The sequence below is a fragment of the Pantoea sp. JZ29 genome (assembly GCF_035190385.1).
Lineage (GTDB): Bacteria > Pseudomonadota > Gammaproteobacteria > Enterobacterales > Enterobacteriaceae > Pantoea > Pantoea stewartii.
In genome coordinates, this window is sequence record NZ_CP045241.1 from 1297070 (window position 1) to 1318947 (window position 21878).

Annotated in this window: 20 protein-coding genes, 1 tRNA gene and 1 pseudogene; 18 read left to right on the forward strand and 4 right to left on the reverse strand. The window is 54.3% G+C overall.

Annotated elements, in window-relative coordinates:
- Positions 1-88 precede the first annotated feature (88 nt).
- Entirely contained in the window at positions 89-370 is a 282-nt protein-coding gene (locus tag GC090_RS06220) for a hypothetical protein (protein ID WP_006120355.1), read from the forward strand.
- Positions 371-828: 458 nt separating this feature from the next.
- Positions 829-1704 (forward strand): SMP-30/gluconolactonase/LRE family protein, encoded by an 876-nt coding sequence (locus tag GC090_RS06225; protein ID WP_039339825.1) that lies wholly within the window; start codon positions 829-831, stop codon positions 1702-1704.
- 33 nt (positions 1705-1737) lie between these two features.
- On the opposite strand, the gene GC090_RS06230 is transcribed toward GC090_RS06225, so the two are convergent.
- Positions 1738-2958, reverse strand: coding sequence for an L-lactate MFS transporter (locus GC090_RS06230; RefSeq protein ID WP_324021128.1), 1221 nt, complete (start codon positions 2956-2958; stop codon positions 1738-1740).
- A gap of 266 nt (positions 2959-3224) precedes the next feature.
- Here GC090_RS06230 and GC090_RS06235 point away from each other — a divergent pair, with 266 nt between their 5' ends.
- The 3 genes from GC090_RS06235 to GC090_RS06245 all read left to right on the forward strand — a co-directional run bounded on the left by GC090_RS06235 (position 3225) and on the right by GC090_RS06245 (position 5153).
- Entirely contained in the window at positions 3225-3464 is a 240-nt protein-coding gene (locus GC090_RS06235) for a hypothetical protein (protein ID WP_006120349.1), read from the forward strand.
- A 331-nt stretch (positions 3465-3795) separates the two neighbouring features.
- Positions 3796-4125, forward strand: coding sequence for an STN domain-containing protein (locus GC090_RS06240; protein ID WP_033740761.1), 330 nt, complete (start codon positions 3796-3798; stop codon positions 4123-4125).
- Between the two features lie 497 nt (positions 4126-4622).
- A complete protein-coding gene (locus GC090_RS06245; protein ID WP_324021130.1) occupies positions 4623-5153 on the forward strand; it encodes an RES family NAD+ phosphorylase in 531 nt (176 codons plus the stop codon).
- A gap of 170 nt (positions 5154-5323) precedes the next feature.
- Here GC090_RS06245 and GC090_RS06250 read toward each other — a convergent pair whose 3' ends face one another.
- Positions 5324-6481 carry an ROK family transcriptional regulator gene (locus GC090_RS06250; RefSeq protein ID WP_172912886.1) on the reverse strand — a complete coding sequence of 386 codons (1158 nt, stop codon included), beginning with the start codon at positions 6479-6481 and terminating at the stop codon, positions 5324-5326.
- A gap of 93 nt (positions 6482-6574) precedes the next feature.
- On the opposite strand from GC090_RS06250, the gene GC090_RS06255 reads away from it, so the two are divergent.
- From GC090_RS06255 to tssJ, 11 genes and pseudogenes are all read left to right on the forward strand, one after another.
- Positions 6575-7951: an ABC transporter substrate-binding protein gene (locus GC090_RS06255; protein ID WP_006120344.1), complete on the forward strand. Its 1377-nt coding sequence runs from the start codon at positions 6575-6577 to the stop codon at positions 7949-7951.
- A 45-nt stretch (positions 7952-7996) separates the two neighbouring features.
- Positions 7997-8908, forward strand: coding sequence for a carbohydrate ABC transporter permease (locus GC090_RS06260; protein WP_058707745.1), 912 nt, complete (start codon positions 7997-7999; stop codon positions 8906-8908).
- Positions 8908-9972 (forward strand): carbohydrate ABC transporter permease, encoded by a 1065-nt coding sequence (locus tag GC090_RS06265; RefSeq protein WP_054633394.1) that lies wholly within the window; start codon positions 8908-8910, stop codon positions 9970-9972. Before GC090_RS06260 ends, GC090_RS06265 begins: the two co-directional genes overlap by 1 nt.
- 5 nt (positions 9973-9977) lie before the next feature.
- Positions 9978-11084, forward strand: coding sequence for an ABC transporter ATP-binding protein (locus GC090_RS06270; RefSeq protein ID WP_205952101.1), 1107 nt, complete (start codon positions 9978-9980; stop codon positions 11082-11084).
- Between the two features lie 19 nt (positions 11085-11103).
- Positions 11104-11805, forward strand: coding sequence for a glycerophosphodiester phosphodiesterase (gene ugpQ / locus GC090_RS06275; protein WP_324021133.1), 702 nt, complete (start codon positions 11104-11106; stop codon positions 11803-11805).
- 995 nt (positions 11806-12800) lie between these two features.
- Positions 12801-13301 carry a type VI secretion system contractile sheath small subunit gene (gene tssB / locus GC090_RS06280; RefSeq protein ID WP_205958697.1) on the forward strand — a complete coding sequence of 167 codons (501 nt, stop codon included), beginning with the start codon at positions 12801-12803 and terminating at the stop codon, positions 13299-13301.
- A gap of 43 nt (positions 13302-13344) precedes the next feature.
- Positions 13345-14889, forward strand: coding sequence for a type VI secretion system contractile sheath large subunit (gene tssC, locus GC090_RS06285; RefSeq protein WP_205955539.1), 1545 nt, complete (start codon positions 13345-13347; stop codon positions 14887-14889).
- Positions 14890-14979: 90 nt separating this feature from the next.
- A pseudogene (locus tag GC090_RS06290) lies at positions 14980-15645 on the forward strand (type VI secretion system domain-containing protein); the annotation flags it as partial.
- 13 nt (positions 15646-15658) lie between these two features.
- Positions 15659-16336 carry a DUF2726 domain-containing protein gene (locus GC090_RS06295; RefSeq protein ID WP_324021137.1) on the forward strand — a complete coding sequence of 226 codons (678 nt, stop codon included), beginning with the start codon at positions 15659-15661 and terminating at the stop codon, positions 16334-16336.
- A 12-nt stretch (positions 16337-16348) separates the two neighbouring features.
- Positions 16349-17503, forward strand: a complete 1155-nt coding sequence (locus tag GC090_RS06300) for a type VI secretion system baseplate subunit TssF (RefSeq protein ID WP_324021139.1) — start codon at positions 16349-16351, stop codon at positions 17501-17503.
- Between the two features lie 76 nt (positions 17504-17579).
- Entirely contained in the window at positions 17580-18854 is a 1275-nt protein-coding gene (tssJ, locus tag GC090_RS06305) for a type VI secretion system lipoprotein TssJ (RefSeq protein ID WP_324021140.1), read from the forward strand.
- A gap of 419 nt (positions 18855-19273) precedes the next feature.
- Here tssJ and GC090_RS06310 read toward each other — a convergent pair.
- Positions 19274-19348 (reverse strand) — tRNA-Arg (locus tag GC090_RS06310).
- 73 nt (positions 19349-19421) lie between these two features.
- A complete protein-coding gene (locus tag GC090_RS06315) occupies positions 19422-20354 on the reverse strand; it encodes a formate/nitrite transporter family protein (RefSeq protein ID WP_039339756.1) in 933 nt (310 codons plus the stop codon).
- A 243-nt stretch (positions 20355-20597) separates the two neighbouring features.
- On the opposite strand from GC090_RS06315, the gene ccmA reads away from it, so the two are divergent.
- Both ccmA and ccmB read left to right on the forward strand, forming a co-directional pair.
- Entirely contained in the window at positions 20598-21215 is a 618-nt protein-coding gene (gene ccmA / locus GC090_RS06320; protein ID WP_205952095.1) for a cytochrome c biogenesis heme-transporting ATPase CcmA, read from the forward strand.
- Positions 21215-21874 (forward strand): heme exporter protein CcmB, encoded by a 660-nt coding sequence (gene ccmB, locus GC090_RS06325; protein WP_033740735.1) that lies wholly within the window; start codon positions 21215-21217, stop codon positions 21872-21874. Before ccmA ends, ccmB begins: the two co-directional genes overlap by 1 nt.
- The last annotated feature ends 4 nt before the right edge of the window (positions 21875-21878 follow it).

A 21878-nucleotide genomic window follows, 5' to 3' on the forward strand; every position in this document is an offset into this window, starting at 1 on the left:
CTTCGTAAATACGCAGTTGTTCGCGTACTAATCCTATAGATGCGCATTTTGCAGCGCCTTACACTGCGTCAAAATGTGAGGAAATAAAATGAAAATGGCAATCATGGGTGCATTTGCACTTATTTTTCTGAGCGGTTGTACCGCCAGTAAACCCGGGGCGTTTGAACGTGTTGATGAAGATCCCAGTTCAAATACCGTACAATATCGTTTCGACCCGCTGAAAGTGAATCGTGATGCAATGGAAATTGATATCGCGAATTACTGCAGCAATAAAGGTTTTGATAAAGTAGAGTCACTCCCTGTTCAGGACAGCACAATACCAGGTTTAAAGAAAACCTGGTATCAGTGTAATTACGCAGTGAAAAGTTAATGAATAAATGAGGTGGGATTATATCCCACCTTCTTTTTATATTATGCTGTGTGAAATCTTTGCCCTTCAGTGAATATCATTTTGTTTTATGCCTCCTTTCTGCTGCGCTGGAACGTCTGCGGATAACGCCTCCTGTCCAGGAGAAATAAAGGCTACCGACTGAGGGAACAGCGCGGCGGTAACGATGTCTGGCATACGGCACCTCCTCTTTTTCAATACTCAGGATAATACGCCGAAAAAGTGCAGCAAAAATGCAGCCTGTGTAGAGTTATTTCGATAAATATGTCGCGATATTTCAAAAAAGAACGCGAAAAAGAGGGTGAGCGCATATTCCAATCGGAATAGACCGAATAGGTATTAATATGCGTGAGACCTGTCTTAAAAACAAGGCTGACGTGCATGTGTGAAGATGGAAATTAGCGCTACAGTAATATCAGGACAATTAAAGGGAGACAAACATGACGCATAGGGTAAAAAACGTTCTGCCGCTTCAGGCAGAGCTGGCAGAATGTCCGCTCTGGTCTGTGCAGGAACAGGTGCTGTGGTGTGTGGATATTCTGGCACCGGCCATCCATCGTTTCGATCCGGCGAGTGGTGAGCTCTCTACATTTCCTCAGGCAGAAGAAGTCGGATGCATCGGCCTGCGGGAACAGGGCGGTATCATTGCCGCACTGCGTAGCGGCGTCTGGCTGCTGGACGAGCAGGGGAAACCGCAAAAAAAAGTGGCGGATAATCCCGGTATCGCCGGGAAAAGCCGCTTCAATGATGGCCGTGTGGATCCCTGGGGTAATTTCTGGTGCGGCAGTTTATGGGAGCCACAGGATAAAAACGGCGGCTTGCTTTGTCGCGTAACGCCTGATTTGACGCTTGAGGTGAAGGCACGCGACATCAAAATTTCCAATGGCGTTGCCTTTTCTCCTGACCGTCAATGGATGTATCACAGCGATACGCCGAATGAAGTGCTCTATCGCTATCCGCTTGATGCTCAGGGCGAGCCGGGGCAGCGTGAAATCTTCCGGCGGTTTGATGCCCGTGGTGGCTTGCCCGATGGGGCGGCTGTCGACAGTGAGGGCTATTACTGGTCAGCCCTGTTTGACGGCGGACGCGTCGTGCGTATTGATCCGCACGACGGTGAAATCGTCGATGAGATTACACTGCCGGTGAAATGGCCCACCATGGTGACGTTTGGCGGCAGCGATCTCAAGACGCTGTTCATCACCAGCTCACGCGAAAACCTCAGCGAAGAGGATCTCGCCCGCTATCCGCAGTCGGGCGATATTTTTGCGGTGGATGTCGACGTGGCCGGTATGGAAGAGCCGCGTTTTCGCGGCTGATGATGAGGGCCAGGCTTATCTGGCCCTGTAACGTTACTGACGCTGCAACAGCGGTTCATGGGCTGGCTGGCTCTGCGGCAGGCGGATTGTCAGTGACAGCACCAGTGATATAACCAGCAGGGTCATAATGAGGCTGAAAGTGACCGTAAAGCCGCCAAACAGTGAGGCCACCAGCGAACCCATTACGCTGCCAATGCCAAAGCCGAGATAAATCAGGCCATAATTTTTGGTCAGATTATTTAAGCCGAAAAAGTCACTGACCAGCGAAGGGAAGACGGTAATGGTGCCGCCGAAGCTAAACGCAATGCAGGCCAGGGACAGGAAAAACGTGGTTTGATTCATCTGTGTAAACAGCATCAGGCTCATACCGATCAGTGAAACCAGTTGGGCCAGTGAGATCACGCGAATACGCACCATTTTATCGGACAGCACGCCCAGTACTAACCGACCACTCAGGTTTGCTACCGCGATGACCGTGACTGCGTTAGCGGCGGTCTGGGTGCTGAGGTGAACCAAACCTTCCCCGATGTCTTTTGCAACGCCAATCACATACAGCCGGCTCATACAGGCAGTCAGAAACATCAACGCCAGCATCCAGTACTGTGGCAGACGCACCGATTCGGCCAACGTATACTGACGCGTCGCTTCTGCCTGGGTAGCTGACGCAGATTGCAGCGGCGCATCGCGCATCATCAGTCCGCCAGCAATAATCATCGCCATTGCCAGCAGGCCCCAGAGCACAAAGGTCTGTTCAAGCCCAAATCGTGCCAACAGTGCCCCGCAAATGAATTTAAATCCCAGACTTCCCAGACCGTAAGCGCCAATGGCGCAGGCCGATATCATGCCTTTGCGTTCAGGAAACCATTTCACACAGTTGGATAGCGTCATCAGATACCCTGCGCCATCGGCCAGACCTAACAACACGCCCGCGCTCAGGTACAGCATCATCAGATTATCTGCATGGGCGGTCAGCCCTAATCCCAGCGCCATCAATATACCTGCGCCGATAGTGACCTTACGGACGCCAAAACGCTCCTGCAGCTTGCCAGCCAGTGAAGAAGAGATGGCCAGCCCCAGGCTCAGTAAACCAAATGAAAATGCGATCTGGCTTACGGGCGCATCCAGTTTTTGCGCGAGCTGACCATTGAATAAGCTCCAGGTATAAACGGACCCCAGCGCTAACTGGGTTATCACCGTACCGATAAGTGTGAGCCAGCGTGTACGCTGGTGGGCAGTCTGTTGAGTCGCGTTCATTATGTTACTCCCAGGGGGAAACTGAATACTGGCGTCAGAATAACCAAAACCCCTACGCGCGAGGGCGGAAAGCGCATGAACGGAATGCAACGCGGAATGAAATGCTGTCAGGGCGGAATGAATGGCCGCGTGGGGTAAGTGTAACGAGGTGAGTCAAGGTAATGAAGGCAGGTAAACAGCAGTAAGGGAATGTTACGGCCAACCTGTTTTCCCGGCAGGCTTAGCATTTTTTTGCCAGGCTTAAAGTCCATTCAACAGGAGGAAATATGAAAGACCGGACATATGAATCCATCACCAGTGAGGATGAAGTTTGCTGCATTATCGGTCAGGCAGTGATCGAACTGAGCGCAGAACAGCAGCCTGTCACGAAATCTACCCTGGCACTGAAATTATTGTCAATGGCGGACCGCGACAGTGACGATGAGCGGGTTCTGCTCTACTGGATTGCGCGCAAAGCGATCAATCAACCCCAGCATCTTGTCAATGCGCAGCAAAAACGGGCATGACGCCCAGACAGGAAAGGGCGCCATGCCCGCTACGGTTCCGTTTTGTGTACACAGGACACATCACCGTAAAATCATGGTAGCGCCATGGACGGCGAAGACGCGTTCCGTCGCGCCCGGTGAGCACGACACCGTAAACGTGACTTTCTCTGTGCATCGCTGCTCTCGCTTTCTCTGCAAAGACAGGTCATTACCGCCAGTGCGAAGCGGCACGATAGCGAGCCGCACATTTCCCACCTCCTCGCCTGCGATCACACTCAGACATACTCTGCACGCTGACAGAAACAGTTGACTATGGGACAAAGACACAAGTTTTCCTGTGCCCGGAGGCGTTATGCATTTCACATCCTTCAACTCAGCCTGCTTGCTGCTGGCGCTGACGTGTACGTCGTGCAGCCAGTCATCTTCTGGTCACATCCCTGCGGGTAAATGTGATGCGGAAGCGACCTACAATCTTCATTTGTCGCGCTTTGACGAAACGGCGCAACAGTTGGCGCACGGTACCGGGTGTTTTATCCAGACGGATTTGTCGCGCACTGGGGCTGTTCAGGTGAATCCTGTAGAGGGCACCATGACGCTTCGTGAAGCGCTCGGACAGGCTATAAAAGGCACGCCGTTGAAGATTGTGGCGCAAACGCCGGATGTCATTACTGTCGAAAAATAATCGCGAATCACGGAGGTCACACCATGCGCAGAGGCGCTGCTTTGCTTATTTTGTTGTTAACCGCATCAGTCTGCTATGCCGCGCCAGGGGGGAACGGTGGGGAAGGTGGAAATGGCGGAGCGGGCGGTAACGGCGGAAGTATGGACAATCAACCTGGCGGTGCTGGGTTGCCTGGCCACAATGGTCAGCACGGCATGAATGGTTGTCCCGGCGGAACTGCGCCCTCTCAGGACGGCAGATTTTATCTGCCCGGCACACATGAGCAATGTAATCCGGCGCATCCAAAGTCGCATCCTAAACGGCATCACACCGTGTCGTCCGGGCAGATGGAACGAATCTGATGATCGGCTGGCCCCGCGCCTGTGTATCACCGGCTTGTGCGCAGGCAAGGCAGACATGCGCCGACAGGTCGGGCTGGTTCGTGGCTACGCACTAAGCGATTAACTGGCGCGTTCAGCAATCGCAGGGATGGGGTTGTTGCGGGAGAAAAGACAAACATGCATCACGCACTATTGCCCGTGGGCGGCCTTTTTTATCGCGCTGTGTTAACCTCGAAGGCGCAGGCGGTGCTTGCCGCACCCGGCCCGCAAAGCGCGGGGCGTTATCATCGCCTCGGGCAACCGGCCTTGTATATGAGTCCGCTGCCGGAATGGTCCATCATGGCGGTATCGGGCTATATGCGTGAGGATGGCTTTTCACGCGTCCTGATTCCACTACGCCTGTCAGGGGCCTGGCTGGTAGATCAGCGCGATAAGGCAAAATGTGAGCAACTGGGAATCCTGCCAGAAGCCGCTGATGGCAGTTGGCGAATGGCGCTGCAGCAGGGGCGAATCCCGGATTCATGGCACAACGCAGATAAAGCCAGAGCAACAGGCGCGGATGGGATTATTGACCGTTCGCGTCTTATTCCCGGCGGCTGGCATATCTGTCTTTTTCAGTGGAACACGCCTTCTGCACCACGCGTGGCGGTAAGCGGCAAGCCCATCCCGATCACGCTTTCACCGGCTGGCCCCAAGTGGGGATTATAGTGCGGGCAAATTAAACCAAACCTGTCCCACGCTGCGGTCGCAAATAAACCGACGCTCGCTGCGGACTGGCTCTCATTTCACAGAGACCTGTTTATCCGCGGCCAACTCAGAGAACCGTCGCCGATGTTTGCCGCGTCGGTTTCCTTCATTCCGTCACCGCCGCTGAGCGGTCAGTTGACCCCGTCGCGATGCCCGTTATCCTGCTGAGCAACATTATGCAGGACCATGGCGGCGGCTCCGAATGCGACCGTATCCGTGGCCGCGACGTCCGGCAGACAGATTTCAGGCTGCACGACAGGTGTGCCGTTTAACGTATCCACAGTGGAAAAGTCGAGCCAGGCCGCAAGCCGTTCACGCACCATCTGCGGAAGTGTCCCACCCAGATAGATCGCCGCTGGCGCGAGGACCGCATTCAGCATAAAGCCCAGCCGGGCGATCTCCGGGCCAGTACGTGCGATCCATTCGTCGAGAACCGCTGTGTTTTCGCTAAGAAAATGGTGCCAGACAGCCTCAGCGCGGCCTTCAGGTATCTGGCCAAGGCGATGCTTACACCACGCCGCAAGGTCAGTAAAAGAGGGGCGGGGCCTGTCGAGTGGCAGCAGCAGCCCAATTTCGCCCGCATTGCCCAGATGACCGCGATAACGTTGTTTGCCCAGGATAAGGCCACTGCCGACGCCCTCTGACAGATAGAGATAGATAAAATCGTCATGATTAGCCGCATTACCTAGCGTCATTTCGCCCATGGCGGCAGCATTGGCATCATTTTCGATTAACACCGGACAGCCCAGCGCCTGCTGAATGGCTTCGAACAGCCCGGGTTCATCCCAGGAAAGCACTTCGGGAGCCAGATGGAGCGGAGCCTGACCGCGCTGGAAGCGCGTCGGCATGGCAATGCCTGCGCCAATCAGTAAATGATCCGGTATGTGGTTTCTCTCAAGCAACGTTTTGTGGCCCTTCTGTATCTCTGAGCGGGCGCGGGCAAAGGTATCATAGTGGCCGGTCAGTTCAATTTCGTCGACCCGTTTCCCTTTGAAATCAAGCAGCATCAGCGTAACAGAGAAGCGGCTGGCATGAATCCCAACGGCATAGCCGATGGAGGAATTAAGCATCAGATCAATGTGGGGCGCGCCCCGGCCAGATGAACGCCGGGCTCCTTCGATGATGATACCTCGCTTGATGAGATCGCGGGTCATCATGCTGACGGCCGCCGCTGTCACCCCGCAACAATCGGCGATCTCAGCACGTGATGCGGCGTCGTTGCGACGCAGATAACGTAGTACGGCCGACTGGGTCGTACCGATTCCTTCCCAATGTTTTGATGAAGTCAACGCACCTTCTCCCTGTCGTTTTCACATGGTCATGAACCTGTCATTTAAATAAATTAACTTACTTAAATAATAGGCACAACGGGAATAAACACCATGTCAAAAAAACTCACAGTCCTCGCCACCCTCGTGATGTCCGCGTTGTGTGTTGGCATGACCCACGCAGAAGAGATAACGATCAAACTCGCCACGCTCGCCGAGCGTAGCGCACCGAACCGCATTACCAACATTGAAGATGCAGCCGACATCATGAACAAGCAATTTAAGGCTGCGGGCGTCGACAAACATATTGTGATTCAGGCCAATAGCAGTGCTGTCAAAGGCTGGGACGACTTCGCCATGGATATGCTGAAGGCGATGTCCGTCGGACAAGGGCCGGATATCTATGTGCTGCCCCATGAATGGATTGGTCAGTTTGCGAAGGACGGCTATGCCATGCAAATGAACGATAAGATCGCGGCGGCACCGTGGGTCTATGGCGACATCCTGCCCGTCCTGTGGGCGTCGGCAAAGGCAAACGATGGAAAGATCTATGGCATACCGCAGGATGCTGAAATACGCATGTTTTTTTACAACAAAGATATGTTGAGAAAAATCGGCAAGGATGAAGCCTTTATCAACGCCATACCGGCCAGGGTGGAGTCCGGTGATTTTACACTGGACGATCTGACGGCCCTTGCCAAAGAGGTCGTGGACGGTAAAGCGGCCCAGTACGGCATGTTGCACCGGCCGAATGTCGGTATTGATTATCTGATGGTTTTTCAGTCTTACGGCGTGAAATTTATGGATGACAAGACCGGCAAGCTCATCTTCCCTAAAGCAGAAATGGCGGATGCGCTTGGCTGGTATGAGCGCAATGCGAAGCAGGGAGTGACGCCGGTCGATAACACGGCGATGAGCTGGGATGCCATTCAGAACGCGTTCAAGCAGGAGAAGGCCTTTATCTTTCACCAGGGCGTCTGGGCGGTTGCCTGGCAACTGGGCGACAAAAATGGCGCGGTCTGGCCGACAGACAAAGAAGGGTATTTTCATAAGATAGGCTGGATCCCGGCGCCTGCGGCCAAAAAGGGCGGTCAGCCCTCAAACCTGTCGCATCCGCTTCTCTATACGGTGAACGCCAAAAGCAAAAATGCTGACATTGCTGCCGAACTGGTGGCACTGGCGACGTTGCCTTATTTCAACAACGAACATGCTGTGACGTCCTATCACACGGCCATCAGCAACGCGCAAACGGCGATGCCGAAATACCGCGATAACTGGGTGCTGTCAGCCGCTTCGCCCATGATGGTACATGCGAAGTTCGTGCCCAATCATATCCAGTTTGGCAGCTATAACAAGGTGCTGTTCAGCGGTCTCCAGGCGGTTGAAACAGGAAAAATGACGGCAAAACAGGCCGTTGATTTTATCGCCGAAGAGCTCGAACTGCAGTTTGGCGACGATATAGAAATCCGGTCGTCTGTCGCCAAAAAATAGTGCTTAGCCTGTAAAGCGTCGCTTACTCTCCAGGGAGATGTGGTCATGTCTCAGTTTCAGCCTCGGGCGCACCGGCCGGCCCGACCTGTGTTCTATCTCGCGCCTGCTATCGCGCTGTTGGCCGTCTTTTTCCTGGCGCCCATTATCGTCAATACCGTCATCGCCTTTACCGATATGGGCGCTGATCTGCGGGTCGGTCACTTCACGCTGCAAAACATCGAGCGGATTGTCTTACGCGATGCGCGCATGCCTGCGGTGCTGCTGACGACGCTGATTTATGTCACGGCGACGCTGTTTATTTTTAACGTCGGGCTGGGTGTCCTGTTGGCGATAACAACGACGGCCATTCCCGACAGGCTGGGTAATCTTTTTCGCGGTCTCTGGCTTTTGCCACGCATGTCGCCGGCCGTCCTCTACAGTATTCTGTGGATATGGGTTGCCGATCCCACGCCGTCTGGTTTGCTCAATCAGGTAACCGGATCCTTCGGTCTGCCGCTCATGAATCTGCGTAATGATTTCCCCTTGTTTCTCATCATTGTGGCAAATGGCCTGGTCGGGGCATCGTTTGCCATGGTCATTCTGACTTCATCCATTCGTTCCATCCCTGCACATCTTGCCAATGCGGCGCGAGTGGATGGGGCGAGCGAATGGGGCGTGCTGCGCTATGTAGTGGCCCCCGCACTGTCTCAGCCCATTCGGTTTATCACCATCTATCAGGGGCTCTCCTTGCTGACGACCTACGAGTACATTCTGCTCATCACCGGTGGCGGTCCCGTCTACGATTCGACGCCTTATGCGCTCTATATCTACCGTCGCGCCTTTGAAAATGGGGCTTACGCCTATGGCGCGGCGTTGGCGCTTGGCTTGATGGTGATCGGCGTAGGCGTGACCTTAATGCAATGGCGGGTCAGTAATATGCGCGCGACGTTTGCCGCGCCGAAAATCGAGGTATTGTGATGTCACTCGTCCCAAACCCGGCAGTGGCCAAATCGAAATGGGCGCGTCTTGAACGCAGAGGCACAATCAACCGTGTCGGCTTCCTTTCTGCGCTCATTCTCTTCCTGACGGTGATGTCAGTGCCGATTCTGCTGCCTTACCTCTGGCTTCTGGCCAAATCGCTGACCACGTCTGATGCGTCCGTCAGCCGGCTTGTTCTGTGGCGCACCAGCGCAATTGCGGGCGTCGCGTATATCGGAGCGATCGCGCTTGCTTTCCTGGCAGAGCGTTTACGCAGACCGGTATTGTCCTGGGCTGCGCTGGGGATCGTTGTGCTGCTGCTTGTGATGATTTTTCTGATGCCACACATGACGTTGCACAACTACCGTTTTCTCTGGATGCGCGACATCGCGAATACGGGCACCACGCGCGTGGACCTGATGCCATCGGCCTGGACGGCACTTGGAAGCTCGCTGATCTTTGGCGTTTCACAAACGCTGATTGTCACGATCGTCGCTACCCCAGCCGCCTACGCGTTATCGCGCTTTGCCTTTGCCGGGCGGCAAAATTTTCTGCGTGGCTTGCTGCTGTTACATGCTTTCCCCGCGCTGGCGCTCACCATCGCCATCTTTATCCAGCTTCACTTTATGGGCCTGCTCAACCATCTTTTCGGTGTGGTGATGGTGATGAGTGCGCTGGAGCTGCCTTATGCGATCTTCGTTCTGAAGGGCTTTTTCGACGCAGTGCCCTGGGATATTGAAATGAGCGCGGTGACCGACGGTGCGACCCGTTTTCAGGCTTTTCGTATGGTGGTATTGCCCCAGGTGCGTAGCGGACTGATTGCGATTGCCACCTTCACCTTTTTACGTGGTTGGGAGGAGTACGTTTTTGTTCAGACGTTACTTATCGACAAAAGCCAGATGACGATGAGCCTCTACCTGTTCTTTGTCGCACAGGATAATACGGGTGCGGATTACGGCATGATCGCCGCTGTGGGCATCATTTATTTACTCCCTGTGCTCGTTCTCTACACCTTTACGCAGAAATACATCACTCAAATGAGTTTTGGCGGTATCAAGGGATAATTGTCATGGCCTCGATCACTCTTAACAATGTCAGCAAAAACTGGGGCGAGACTCAGGTCCTGAAACCGATGAATCTTACCATTGAGAACGGCGAATTCGTCGCCATTCTCGGCCCCTCAGGATGCGGTAAATCGACAACGCTGTTTCTGCTGGCAGGGCTCTATGCGCCGACCAGCGGTGAGATCGCGTTTGACGGGCACAACGTCAATCGCATCGATGCCCGCGATCGCAACGTCGGTATCGTCTTCCAGTCTTATGCGCTTTACCCAAACCTGACGGTACGTGAAAACATCGCTTTTCCGTTACGTTTTAAAAAAACAGGTAAGGAGCACATTGCCAGGCGCGTGGAAGAGGCGGCTAATCTGGTGCAAATAAGCGCACTGCTTGATCGACGCCCGTCGCAGCTTTCAGGGGGGCAGCAACAGCGCGTGGCGCTGGCGCGGGCTCTGGTCAAGGAACCGAATATTCTGTTACTCGACGAACCGCTTTCTAACCTCGACGCGACGCTCCGTATCACCATGCGGACGGAACTCAAGAATCTCCAGAAACGTCTCGGCTTCACTACCTTGATCGTCACCCATGACCAGCTGGAAGCCATTACCATGGCCGATCGGATCATCTGTATGAATCATGGCGAGATAGTGCAGATTGGGACACCTGATGACCTGTACAGACGTCCGGCCGATCGCTTTGTTGCAGGGTTTATCGGCTCGCCGCCGATGAATCTTGTGGAAGGACAGGCCGTCGGCGGGTTTCTGCACCTGGGGCAAACGACACTCGAACTGAACCACGAATACGACGGCCCCGTTTGTTTTGGTCTGCGTCCGGAAGATATCAACCTTATTGCCGCTGACGAGGCTGCCTTGTGTGGGGAGATCATGACCGTTGAGCCGATGGGACGTGAAGTTTTCTACACGATTGACACGCCGGCCGGCACGCTTCGCGCGCTGGAATATGGTGAAGCGGTGCGTCATGCGCCTGGTTCCCGGGTAGGAATAGCGAGCCAACCCGAACTGACTCTGATCTTCAATGCTGTCGGTAAACGCATCGTCGATCTTCATGCCAACCTCGCCGTAACCGGCCACCCCAGCAGACAGGTTCACGCTGGCTAGCTTACAGGACAAGATTTCCATGACCCGAATCGTATCACACCGTGGCGCCAACCATTTTGCGCCAGAGAACACCTTCTTTGCCGCCGATCTGGCGCTTGAACAGGGGGCTGATTACATTGAGCTGGATGTACGGGAGAGCGCCGATGGTGTGCTCTACGTTATCCATGACGAGACGCTGGATCGCACCACGAACGGGACGGGCCCTGTTGGGCATGCTCTGTCGCGCGATATTGATGCACTGGATGCGGGAAGCTGGTTCGATGAGCGTTTTAAAGACGCCAGGGTGCCGCGACTTGATGCCTATCTCGAACATCTGCGCGGCCGCGCGGGCGTTTATATTGAGCTGAAATACTGCGATCCGGTAAAAGTGGCTGCACTGGTACGCGATCTCGGTATGGTCCGTGATACGTTTTTCTTTTCGTTTTCCGAAACGATGCGCGCTGGCCTTCAGGCCGTTGCGCCGGACTTGCGCAAAATGATGACCCTCAATATCGCGATGTCTCCCTCTCTCGTTGTCACCGTGCATCATGCATCGATCATTGAGGTAAACGTAGAGCAGATGCGTCATCCCGGTATTCTTGAAGCAAGCCGTAAGACCGGGCTTGAGATTATGGTTTATTACGGTGATGACGATATAGCGATTCATCAGGAAATTGCGGCGGCGGGCGTCGATTATATTAACCTCAATCGCCCGGATCTCTTTAGCCACACACGGCGATAGGTTTACAGAACGACTGAACGATAAGGTTCTGCGTCGCTACCCGTGTTTACGGGTATGACGGGTAAACAGAGAAGGGCAGCTGCGGTACTGCCCTTCGACATTATCTGGCAGGCCCCGGCCCTGGAGGGCGCCTGACAATGATGTTATATCGACGCGTTTTGATCGCGTAAATATGCCCTGCACCGTTCCCTTCCGTTAATTGTAAACCTCTCGTTCCCAACGCAAACAACATCGTGACACTAGCTGACTTTATCGTCTGCGATCGCTGCAGGCGAGTGCACCGGCCGGATTTATTCTGGCTGACGTAAGTGATGGCATCGCATAACTCGCGGTCAGATGCGGTGACAGGTCACAAGCACGCAGATAACGATAATCTTTCTTCTCTCCGATGTCTGAAATACGTTTATACAGACAGGTGACATACATTGATTTCAGTTTTTTTTAAGCGAAAATAACCAGAATTGATTTACGTCAATAAAAGAAATTATGCTGACATGACGGTCTCGTCCTATTCCCCCTTTTCACACTCGCTTCCTGAAAGTTATTTTTTTAACAATGAAAAATTAACGTTCTCATGTGACTGGTGGGATTTTGCACATGTCATGCTCTGAAATACATTGATCACTTACTGAACATCCTTATTCCATAAGCTCTGAAGGGATTTTTAAATAAAAGTCATGCAAATCATAAAGATGATAAAATATTGTTAAAGCATATCTCTGTAATCTTTAGTTACATATTTTTATTTCCTGTCATGCGTGAAACGTTCATAAACTCCGTCTCCAGGTGCTTGCTGGACGTTTTTTTATTTCTGAAAAGTACCTGAAAAATACCGTGTCGACGTGCTGGTGAATGGAATGCGCCCGCTTTACATCCCGGGGTTTTGATTCCTGTCAGATGACGGGAACCGGGATAGTGCTAATAAAGGGTTTGCTTTTCTTTTAATTTCTCGCTGGCAGTCACCGCTTCTATAACTTCATAGAACAGGGACAGCTATGTCTAATTCTTCCTTTCAGTCCGAAATACCCAAAGCACGTATTAATCTGAAACTTGATCTGCATACCGGCGGCGCGAGCAAGAAAACCGAGCTCCCTCTGAAATTGCTGATTGCGGGCGATTTCAGCCATGGGCAGGAGACAGCACCGTTATCTGAGCGAAAAAAAGTTAATCTGAACAAAAATAATTTCGACGCTGTGCTTTCCGAATATTCCCCGAAAGTCAGTCTTACCGTTAAAAACACGCTTGCTGGTGACGGTAGCGAAGAAAATATCCGTCTGACCTTTCAGAGCATGAAGGATTTCTCGCCGGAGCAGGTCTCCCGACAAATACCTCAGCTCAAAGCCATGCTTTCCATGCGCAATTTACTTCGTGATTTAAAGGCCAACCTGCTGGACAACCAGGCATTCCGAAAAGAGCTGGAAAAAATCCTGCTCGATCCGGCATTAAGCGCCGAACTCCGGTCTGAGTTGTCTGCGCTGGCCCCGAAACAGCCATAGGCTCACGGTGCTTTAACGGATTAATAACGGATTAATAAGGAAGATGCTGATGTCTGTAAAAAATGAAAATGCCGCGGGTGGCGAGAGTGTGGTGCTGGAGCGTCCTGCTGCCGGGGTTTATGCGTCACTGTTTGAAAAAATCAATCTGAACCCAGTGTCCGAGTTGAGTGCACTGGACATCTGGCAGGATGCACAGGCGATGTCGGATGCGACAGCCGATGAGCGTCTGACGGCCGGGATGCAGGTGTTTCTGGAATGCCTGACAAAATCGGGCTCAAAAGTGGAGAAACTCGACAGAAACCTGATTGATCATCATATCGCGGAGCTGGACCACCAGATTAGTCGCCAGCTTGATGCCGTTATGCACCATGAGGACTTTCAGGCGGTAGAAAGCCTGTGGCGCGGCGTGAAATCCCTTGTCGACAAAACCGACTTCCGTCAGAACGTGAAAGTCGAACTGCTGGATATGGCTAAAGAAGATCTGCGTCAGGACTTCGAAGACAGCCCGGAAATTATCCAGAGCGGCCTGTATAAACACACCTACATTGATGAATATGACACGCCGGGTGGCGAACCGATTGCCGCGCTGATTTCCGCCTATGAATTTGATGCTTCTGCGCAGGATGTTGCCCTGTTGCGCAATATTTCGAAAGTTTCTGCAGCGGCGCATATGCCGTTTATCGGCTCTGCTGGCCCGAAATTCTTCCTCAAAGAGTCAATGGAGGACGTGGCGGCTATCAGGGATATCGGCAACTACTTTGATCGTGCGGAGTACATCAAGTGGAAATCTTTCCGCGAAACGGATGATTCGCGCTATATCGGTCTGGTGATGCCGCGTGTACTGGGCCGCCTGCCGTATGGTCCGGATACCACGCCGGTACGCAGCTTCAACTATGTGGAAGAGGTGAAAGGCCCGGATCACAACAAATACCTGTGGACCAACGCCTCATTTGCGTTTGCAGCCAATATGGTACGCAGCTTTATCAACAACGGCTGGTGCGTGCAGATTCGTGGCCCGCAGGCCGGTGGTGCCGTTCAGGACCTGCCTATCCATTTGTACGATCTGGGCACCGGCAACCAGGTGAAGATCCCGTCAGAGGTGATGATCCCGGAAACCCGCGAATTTGAGTTTGCGAACCTGGGCTTTATTCCTCTGAGTTACTATAAAAACAGAGATTACTCCTGTTTCTTCAGCGCGAACTCCACCCAGAAACCGGCACTGTACGACACCGCGGATGCAACCGCCAACAGCCGTATCAATGCCCGTCTGCCGTACATCTTCCTGCTGTCGCGGATCGCCCACTACCTGAAGCTGATCCAGCGTGAAAATATCGGGACCACCAAAGATCGTCGTCTGCTGGAACTTGAGCTGAACACCTGGGTGCGCAGTCTGGTCACGGAGATGACCGATCCCGGCGACGAGCTGCAGGCTTCTCACCCGCTGCGCGACGCGAAAGTGGTGGTGGAAGATATTGAGGACAATCCGGGCTTCTTCCGTGTGAAGCTGTATGCCGTGCCGCACTTCCAGGTCGAAGGGATGGACGTCAACCTGTCACTGGTTGCTCAGATGCCGAAGGCCAAGTCTTAAGGCGAGAGGATATCAGGGATGAAAATTCATCGTCCGTTATGGAATGAAGGGGCGCTTCTGGCCCCTCAGCAGTTCCAGCAGCAGTCTGAATGGGATGCATTTTCCCGGGCCGGTATTGCCGCCCGCGGAAATGCGTTCCCCTGGGGCGTTGGTCGGGTTGAGCTTGATGACGCGATGCTGGCCTCCGGCCGCGTGCAGGCGCAGTCACTTCGTCTCTGGCTGCCAGGCCTGGAGACTCTTGCCTGGAACGATGGCACGCCGCTGGCCGATGAGGTGACACTGAACTGGATAGCCGAAAAGGTCAACGATGACATGCCCGGGTTTGCCGATGCACCTGCGGTGGCAAACGGAGGCCAGACAGATGACATATCTGCGCTGGAAGTGGAAGCGATGGAAAAAGGTGACCGCGATGGCCCGGAGGCAGCGCTGACCTGGCTTCAGAATCGTCCGCACATGGCCTCACCCCGGAACCGCTGGTTAATTCGTTTACTCATGGCGCGGGTGGCAGAGCAGTACGGCCGCAACGAGCTTGCCCTGCACCTGCTCGGTGAGCTCACAGCCAGTGCACCGCAGCTGACCCTCAGTGACTGGGAGCCTGGACTGTTGTTTGACGTGCTTGCCCGCCGTCTTCGGCTGTTGCGTCTGAAAGCTGGTCGCAGCGAGAGCGACAAAGCCCGGCTCACCCCGGAAATGGATGAACTGCTGGCTGGCTTGATTTCCATTGACCCCGCCCGGGCGATGGTGCTGTGCGGTTAGAAAAGAGGTAAACATGATGGATGTTTTGTTCTGGGGCGCGGCCAGCTTTGGTGCTGGCGTCTGGGTTGGAGTGCAGCACAGAAAAAGTCAGCGAAAATCCTTTCGGCAGTCCACATCGAAGAACCGTACTGTCCGAAGCGAAGCTCAGCCAACAACTTGTCCCCCTGCATCGTCGCCACATCCAGCCGTAAAATACAGAAACTCTCGCTGGGAAGAGAAGGAGGACCTGTTCTGGGGAATGGTGGAAGAAGGTGTCATTCTTGAAAACAAAAAATACATGACAACCCCGACCGAAAGACAATATCTGGAAAAGCTCGAAGCGTGGTTTGGTCAATATTGTCGGATATTTTGCCAGGTGAGTCCCGGGCGCTTCCTGAAGTTACCGGAGCAGGAGGCGTTCAGTGCTGAAGAAAGAGCGCGTTTCTTTACCCAGTTTAATGCGATGTCCGTGGATTATGTTCTGGTCTCCAGAAAAAATAACAAGATTGTCTGCGTCATTGAACTGGATGATAAAAGCCATGAACTTGATGAGCGCATTGCACGTGATAAACGGCTCGAACATCTGTTTGAAATGGCCGGTGTTCCGTTACTTCGTGTCAACGTTGACGAAATGAACGCTCAACCTCCCGTGTGGGAGCGTCGTAAGGCTGTAGAAGAAAGAATGGCCGTTTCCAGAAATTTACTGAATTGAGTACTTTCTCCCATGGATGATCTAACCCTTCGCTATTACGAAGCCGAGATGCGTTACCTGCGCGAAGCCGGTAAAGAATTTGCTCGTGCCCACCCCGATCGGGCAGCGATGCTCAATCTAGATAAAACCGGGGCCCGTGACCCGTATGTGGAGCGCCTGTTCGAGGGCTTCGCCTTCCTGATGGGCCGTCTGCGTGAAAAGCTCGATGATGACCTGCCGGAACTGACAGAAGGGCTGGTGAGCCTGCTGTGGCCCCATTACATGCGCACCATTCCGTCGCTGTCGGTAGTGGCATTCACGCCGGACTGGCGCCAGCTTCGCAAAATGGAAGTGCTTGAAAACGGCTTTTCCGTCCTGTCGCGTCCGGTCGGTCCCGATAATACGGTCTGCCAGTACCGCACCACCCGCGAAGTGCCCCTGCAGCCCCTGCACCTGGCTGAGGCCCGCCTGCAGACCGAACCGGATGTCCACACCCAGTACTACCGTATCTGGCGCAAGTACGCTTACCCGGCGACCTTCGAAGCCGGTGGCGTTGATGACACTTCTCAGTGTCTGCTGGGTCTGGTGGGGCTTGGCATCCCGGGAACGGCGGAGCAGATTGCCACGCCGGTCTCCCGCTTCCTGGCGCTACTGGGGACCATGCGGTTGCCAACCCGAAACGCCGAAGGCATCCGCCAGCTGGTGAGTCTGCTGGCCCCGGACACCCTGAGCACGGTTATCAGCCCGGACCCGGTGAAAGTCCCCGTGGAGAGCCGCAGTGGGCTCGGCAAAGCCAGCCGCGTGTCGCTGTCACAGCGGGCCACGCTCGGCAGGACCGGGAAAGAAGCCTGCAGCCGTATCCTCCTGATGCTGGCGACTGACAATCCGCAGGAGGCGCAGGGCTGGTTGCCCGGCGGTCAGCTGCACACTGACCTGATGGTACTGCTGCGGGTGTACATGGGTTATCGCTCCGATGTACGCCTTCGCCTCACGGTACCGGTAAGCTGTCTGCCTGAACCACGCCTGGGTAAGACAAGCCGGGTTCAGTTGGGTCGCACCGGCGTACTGGGTCTCAGGCGCGACCGTCCCACGACCCGTACGCACCTCACCGTAAGTCTGGGCACCTGTGAAGGCCTGACCTGTGAGACCCTGCGGCTGGCCGAGCCCGGCGGCTATCGCTTCGACTGATATTCCTGAAAGCAATACCCAATACCAGACACATTCAACACGCCCCTGTTTCTGAACGCTGAAAAGGACTCCACGAATGACTTTCGCTTCCCTGTCGCGCAGCGCCGCACTGATGCTGCTCTGTTCCCTTTTGACCGCATGTGGCCTGACTCAGGCCGTGTCGGACGGCACTGTCAGCGCAACCAGAGCCATTTTCTACAAAAAAATAAAGGTGCTGCACCTGGACTTCGAGCCACGTGCCGCTGCCAATGCCGATGAAGGGCAGACACCACTGGCCACCATGGTGCAGGTTTACCAGCTCCGGGACCGCCAGAAGGTGGATGCGGCCGACTACCAGAAACTGCTGCGCGATGCGGACACCACGCTCAAGGAAGACATAGTGGCCAGCAAGTCGCTGCTGGTAATGCCCAAAGGCAGCGTGACCCTCAATATGCCGATGAACGAAGAGGCAAAATTTGTGGCGGTGGTGGGATTGTTCAACCGCCCGGATAACAGCGCTGTCCGGCTGGAAAACAGTGACGACACAACCCGGGCAGGGGCAGCTGTGCTGCCAGCTAGTGTGATCAACGATGCAGCCGCCTTCGCAGCCGACGGTGCAGAAGAAACCGCCAGCGCGATGAAATGGATGTATGTTGCCCGCCCTGAATATCAGGCGAATGTGGAAGTACTGGCGACTCTTCCCGCGCCGGTAAAAAAGTGGAAATCTTTCGTTGCCGGTATGGGTGCCATGCTGGCGATAAGCGTGGCCGCAGTGGGAAGCTGGCAATATGTAAACCGGCCAAATCCGCTGCAGGCTCAGTTGGCGGCATCTCTGGCACCTTTACCTGCAACGCTCACGCCAGAACAGGTGGATCTATTGCGTCAGCAGACTGCTTTGCCGCAGAACGTGATCGCCCAGACACAGCAACAGCTGAACCGTCTGGATAAGCTTCCGCCGGGCTGGAGCATTGACTACAGCCGACAACTTATAGAGCAGGCTCAGGCGCTCTGGCCGGAGCAGGCAAAGTCTCTGGCACAGCAATGGCAACAACAACGCAGTGCTGTCGCATTACCGGCAGAGCAGCTTAATGGCTGGTCTCAGGGAATGATGACACTACAAAAACTGAGCGACAGATTAAATGGCCTTGATGAACAGAAGGGTAAATACATAACGGTCAGTGAGCTGAAATCAGTGGTTTTTGCCACGATGCAGTTCTTTAATCAGTCCATACCGGCTGAAGAACAGCTGCGCGTACTGTCGCAACATCCAGCGGGCAAACCGTTACCTGCTGCTGCCCAATCTCAGCTGGAAATGCACCTGAAACAACTGACAGCCCGCTATGCCGAACTGAAACAGCAGGCAGAAAAATAAAACCTCTCGTCTGGCAAAAGCGAGCACGCCGTTTTCTGTCGGGTTTTCTGATTTACGCAGGGCGCTTAAGAAATGAGTGGGTAGCGATCCACATAAAGGCGCTTCATTTTCTTTCTGATTCTGAGAATGTCCCCGACTTGATTATTTAGGAAGATTGCGTGTTATCGGCCAGGCGTTACACTTTTCTTCAGTCTGTCGACAGGGGCAAGCTGGTCGCAAAAAACACGATGAGATGTTGACCGCTTGCCTAAAAGTGCCGGCCGTTCTGAGCCTTAATAGAGCGTGAATGCTTAAACAGGAAATGTGTAATCGTTCATGTTGAAATGCGCAGAAACAGGCCGTCGTCACCCAGGCAGAGCAGAGGCGGTATTAAAGATAAGAAGGATGAGTGAATTTGGTGAATGTCAGAAGGCTGTACGTGGTGTCCCCTGCAGGAATCGAACCTGCAACTAGCCCTTAGGAGGGGCTCGTTATATCCATTTAACTAAGGAGACGCCAGCGCAGTATACCGCAGTTAAGCGGCAGGATTCACTACACTGCCGCGCGTTTGCTCATTCTGTCAGCAATTTAGCGTTCTTCTTGCTGCTGCTGACGTTTTTTCTCCGCTTTGCGCCGTTCTGCCTTCGCCTTTGCCTGAGCAGCTTCGCCCATATCATTGCGAATCTGGGCGTGACTTATCAGGGCGAAAATCAGCGTACCGCCCGTCAGGTTACCCAACAGGGTTGGAACAGCAAAAGGCCAGAGAAACGCGGTCCAGGGCACGCTGCCGTTAAACACCAGGTAAAGCACCTCAACGGAACCCACCACGATATGTGCCAGATCGCCCAGTGCGACCAGCCAGGTCATCATCACAATGACAAACAGTTTGGCCGCTCCCGCATAAGGGAACATCCAGACCATTGTGGCAATGATCCAGCCGGAGATCACCGCGTTAGCAAACATCTCGCCCGGCGTATGTTCCATCACCTTCATGCTGATATCCGTAAAGGCCTGGCGAGTGGCTTCATCAAAAATGGGCATTTCGTTAAACGCTAAGGCGGCGAACGCGGTACCAATAAGGTTGCCCAGTAGCACAATGCCCCACAGGCGAAGCAATAAACCAAGATTGCTTGTGGTGGGTTTGTGCATAACGGGCAGAACGGCCGTCACGGTGTTTTCAGTGAAAAGCTGCTGCCGTGCCATAATCACAATCACAAAGCCAAAGGTGTAGCCAAGGTTTTCCAGTAAATAGGCGCCGGGGACGCCGTCCAGATGAACCTGAAAAATGCCCTTGGCCATCAGAGAAGCCCCCATTGACAGCCCGGCCGCAATCGCTGACCACAGCAGCGCCATGCCATCCCGCTCCAGCTCTTTTTCCCCGTCCTGTCGAATCTCTTCGTGGATAGCGGCGGCACGCGAGGGCAGGGCGTCTTCATCTACTTCAATATCCTCCTTTCCCTGTTCTTTTTCTTCGCTGTCTACATCGTTAGGTCCCTGACTTATGCTTGATGAAGGCTTCATGTTTTCTCCTGGTAACAGTACAAATGCGTTATAAGCGTAGTCGTTTTTTGGCTAACGAAACTGTTTCTGCGACAGCGAACAAACGTGACAACCTTCTGCCGTGGTGCGCTTTTTATCCACCAGACGCGCTGAAAAGCACGAATATCTAAGCCCTGCGCAAAAGGGGAGCGCGCACAGCCTTCGGCACGCTGTAACATTGTGCTATCATTTGCGCCTTATTTGGCTGGCGCGATTTACCCCTCCATGTTGGAAATCATTAATCTGCTTTGTGTGCGTGATGAGCGCGCGCTCTTTGAGGCGCTTACGTTTCGCGTGTCGGCAGGTGACATCGTACAAATTGAAGGGCCAAACGGGGCCGGGAAAACGTCGCTGCTGCGGATCCTGGCCGGACTGAGCACGCCTGAACATGGTGAGGTGCGCTGGCAGTCGCAGCCGGTTAACCGGCAACGCGACACCTGGCATCAGGCCATGCTTTACCTGGGGCATCTGCCGGGGATCTCATCGGCGTTATCGGCGCTGGAAAATCTGCGCTTTTATCATCCAGACTGCCGCGATGAACACCTTTTTACTGCACTGGCCAGCGTCGGCCTGGCAGGTTATGAAGAGGTCGCGGCCGCGCAGCTCTCTGCCGGACAACAGCGGCGCATCGCCCTGGCCCGGCTGTGGCTGACCCGGGCAACCTTATGGATCCTGGACGAACCTTTAACCGCCCTCGATCACACGGGGGTGGAGACGTTAATGAGCCGCTTTGTGGCGCACACGCAGCAGGGGGGTTCTGTCATCGTGACCAGCCATCAGGCGCTGCCGGGGCTGACGGGGCAGATCAATACTATCCGCCTGCATGCCGTGGAGTGGCAGTAATGTTGTGTCGTCTTATTCAGCGCGAATTACGTATCGCCTGTCGTCGCGGCGCCGAAGTGATGAATCCACTGTGGTTTTTCCTGATTGTCATCACGCTCTTCCCGTTGGGTATCGGTCCCGATCCTCATCAGTTGGCACGGATCGCACCCGGCATTGTCTGGGTTGCGGCATTGCTCTCTTCGCTGCTCGCGCTGGAAAGGCTGTTTCGTGATGACCTTAACGACGGCACGCTGGAGCAACTTTTATTGTCGCCTGTACCGCTGCCGGTCACGGTGCTGGGGAAAATCATCGCCCACTGGCTGGTCACGGGCTTGCCGTTAATTCTGCTTTCGCCCCTGGCGGCCCTGTTGCTGTCCCTGGATATGCCGGGCTGGCGGGCGGTGGCACTGACGCTGCTGTTAGGAACACCGACGCTGAGTTTTCTCGGCGCGATTGGCGTGGGGCTGACCGTTGGGTTGCGTCGCGGCGGCGTGCTGCTCAGCCTGTTGGTTCTGCCACTGGCTATTCCGGTACTGATTTTTGCCAGCGCGGCCATCGACGCCGCAGGTCAGGGGTTAGCCATTGGCGGTTACCTGGCGTTGCTGGGGGCGATGCTGGTCGCGAGTGCGACGCTGGCCCCGTTTGCCACCGCCGCGGCGTTGCGGATTACGCTGCACTAAATCA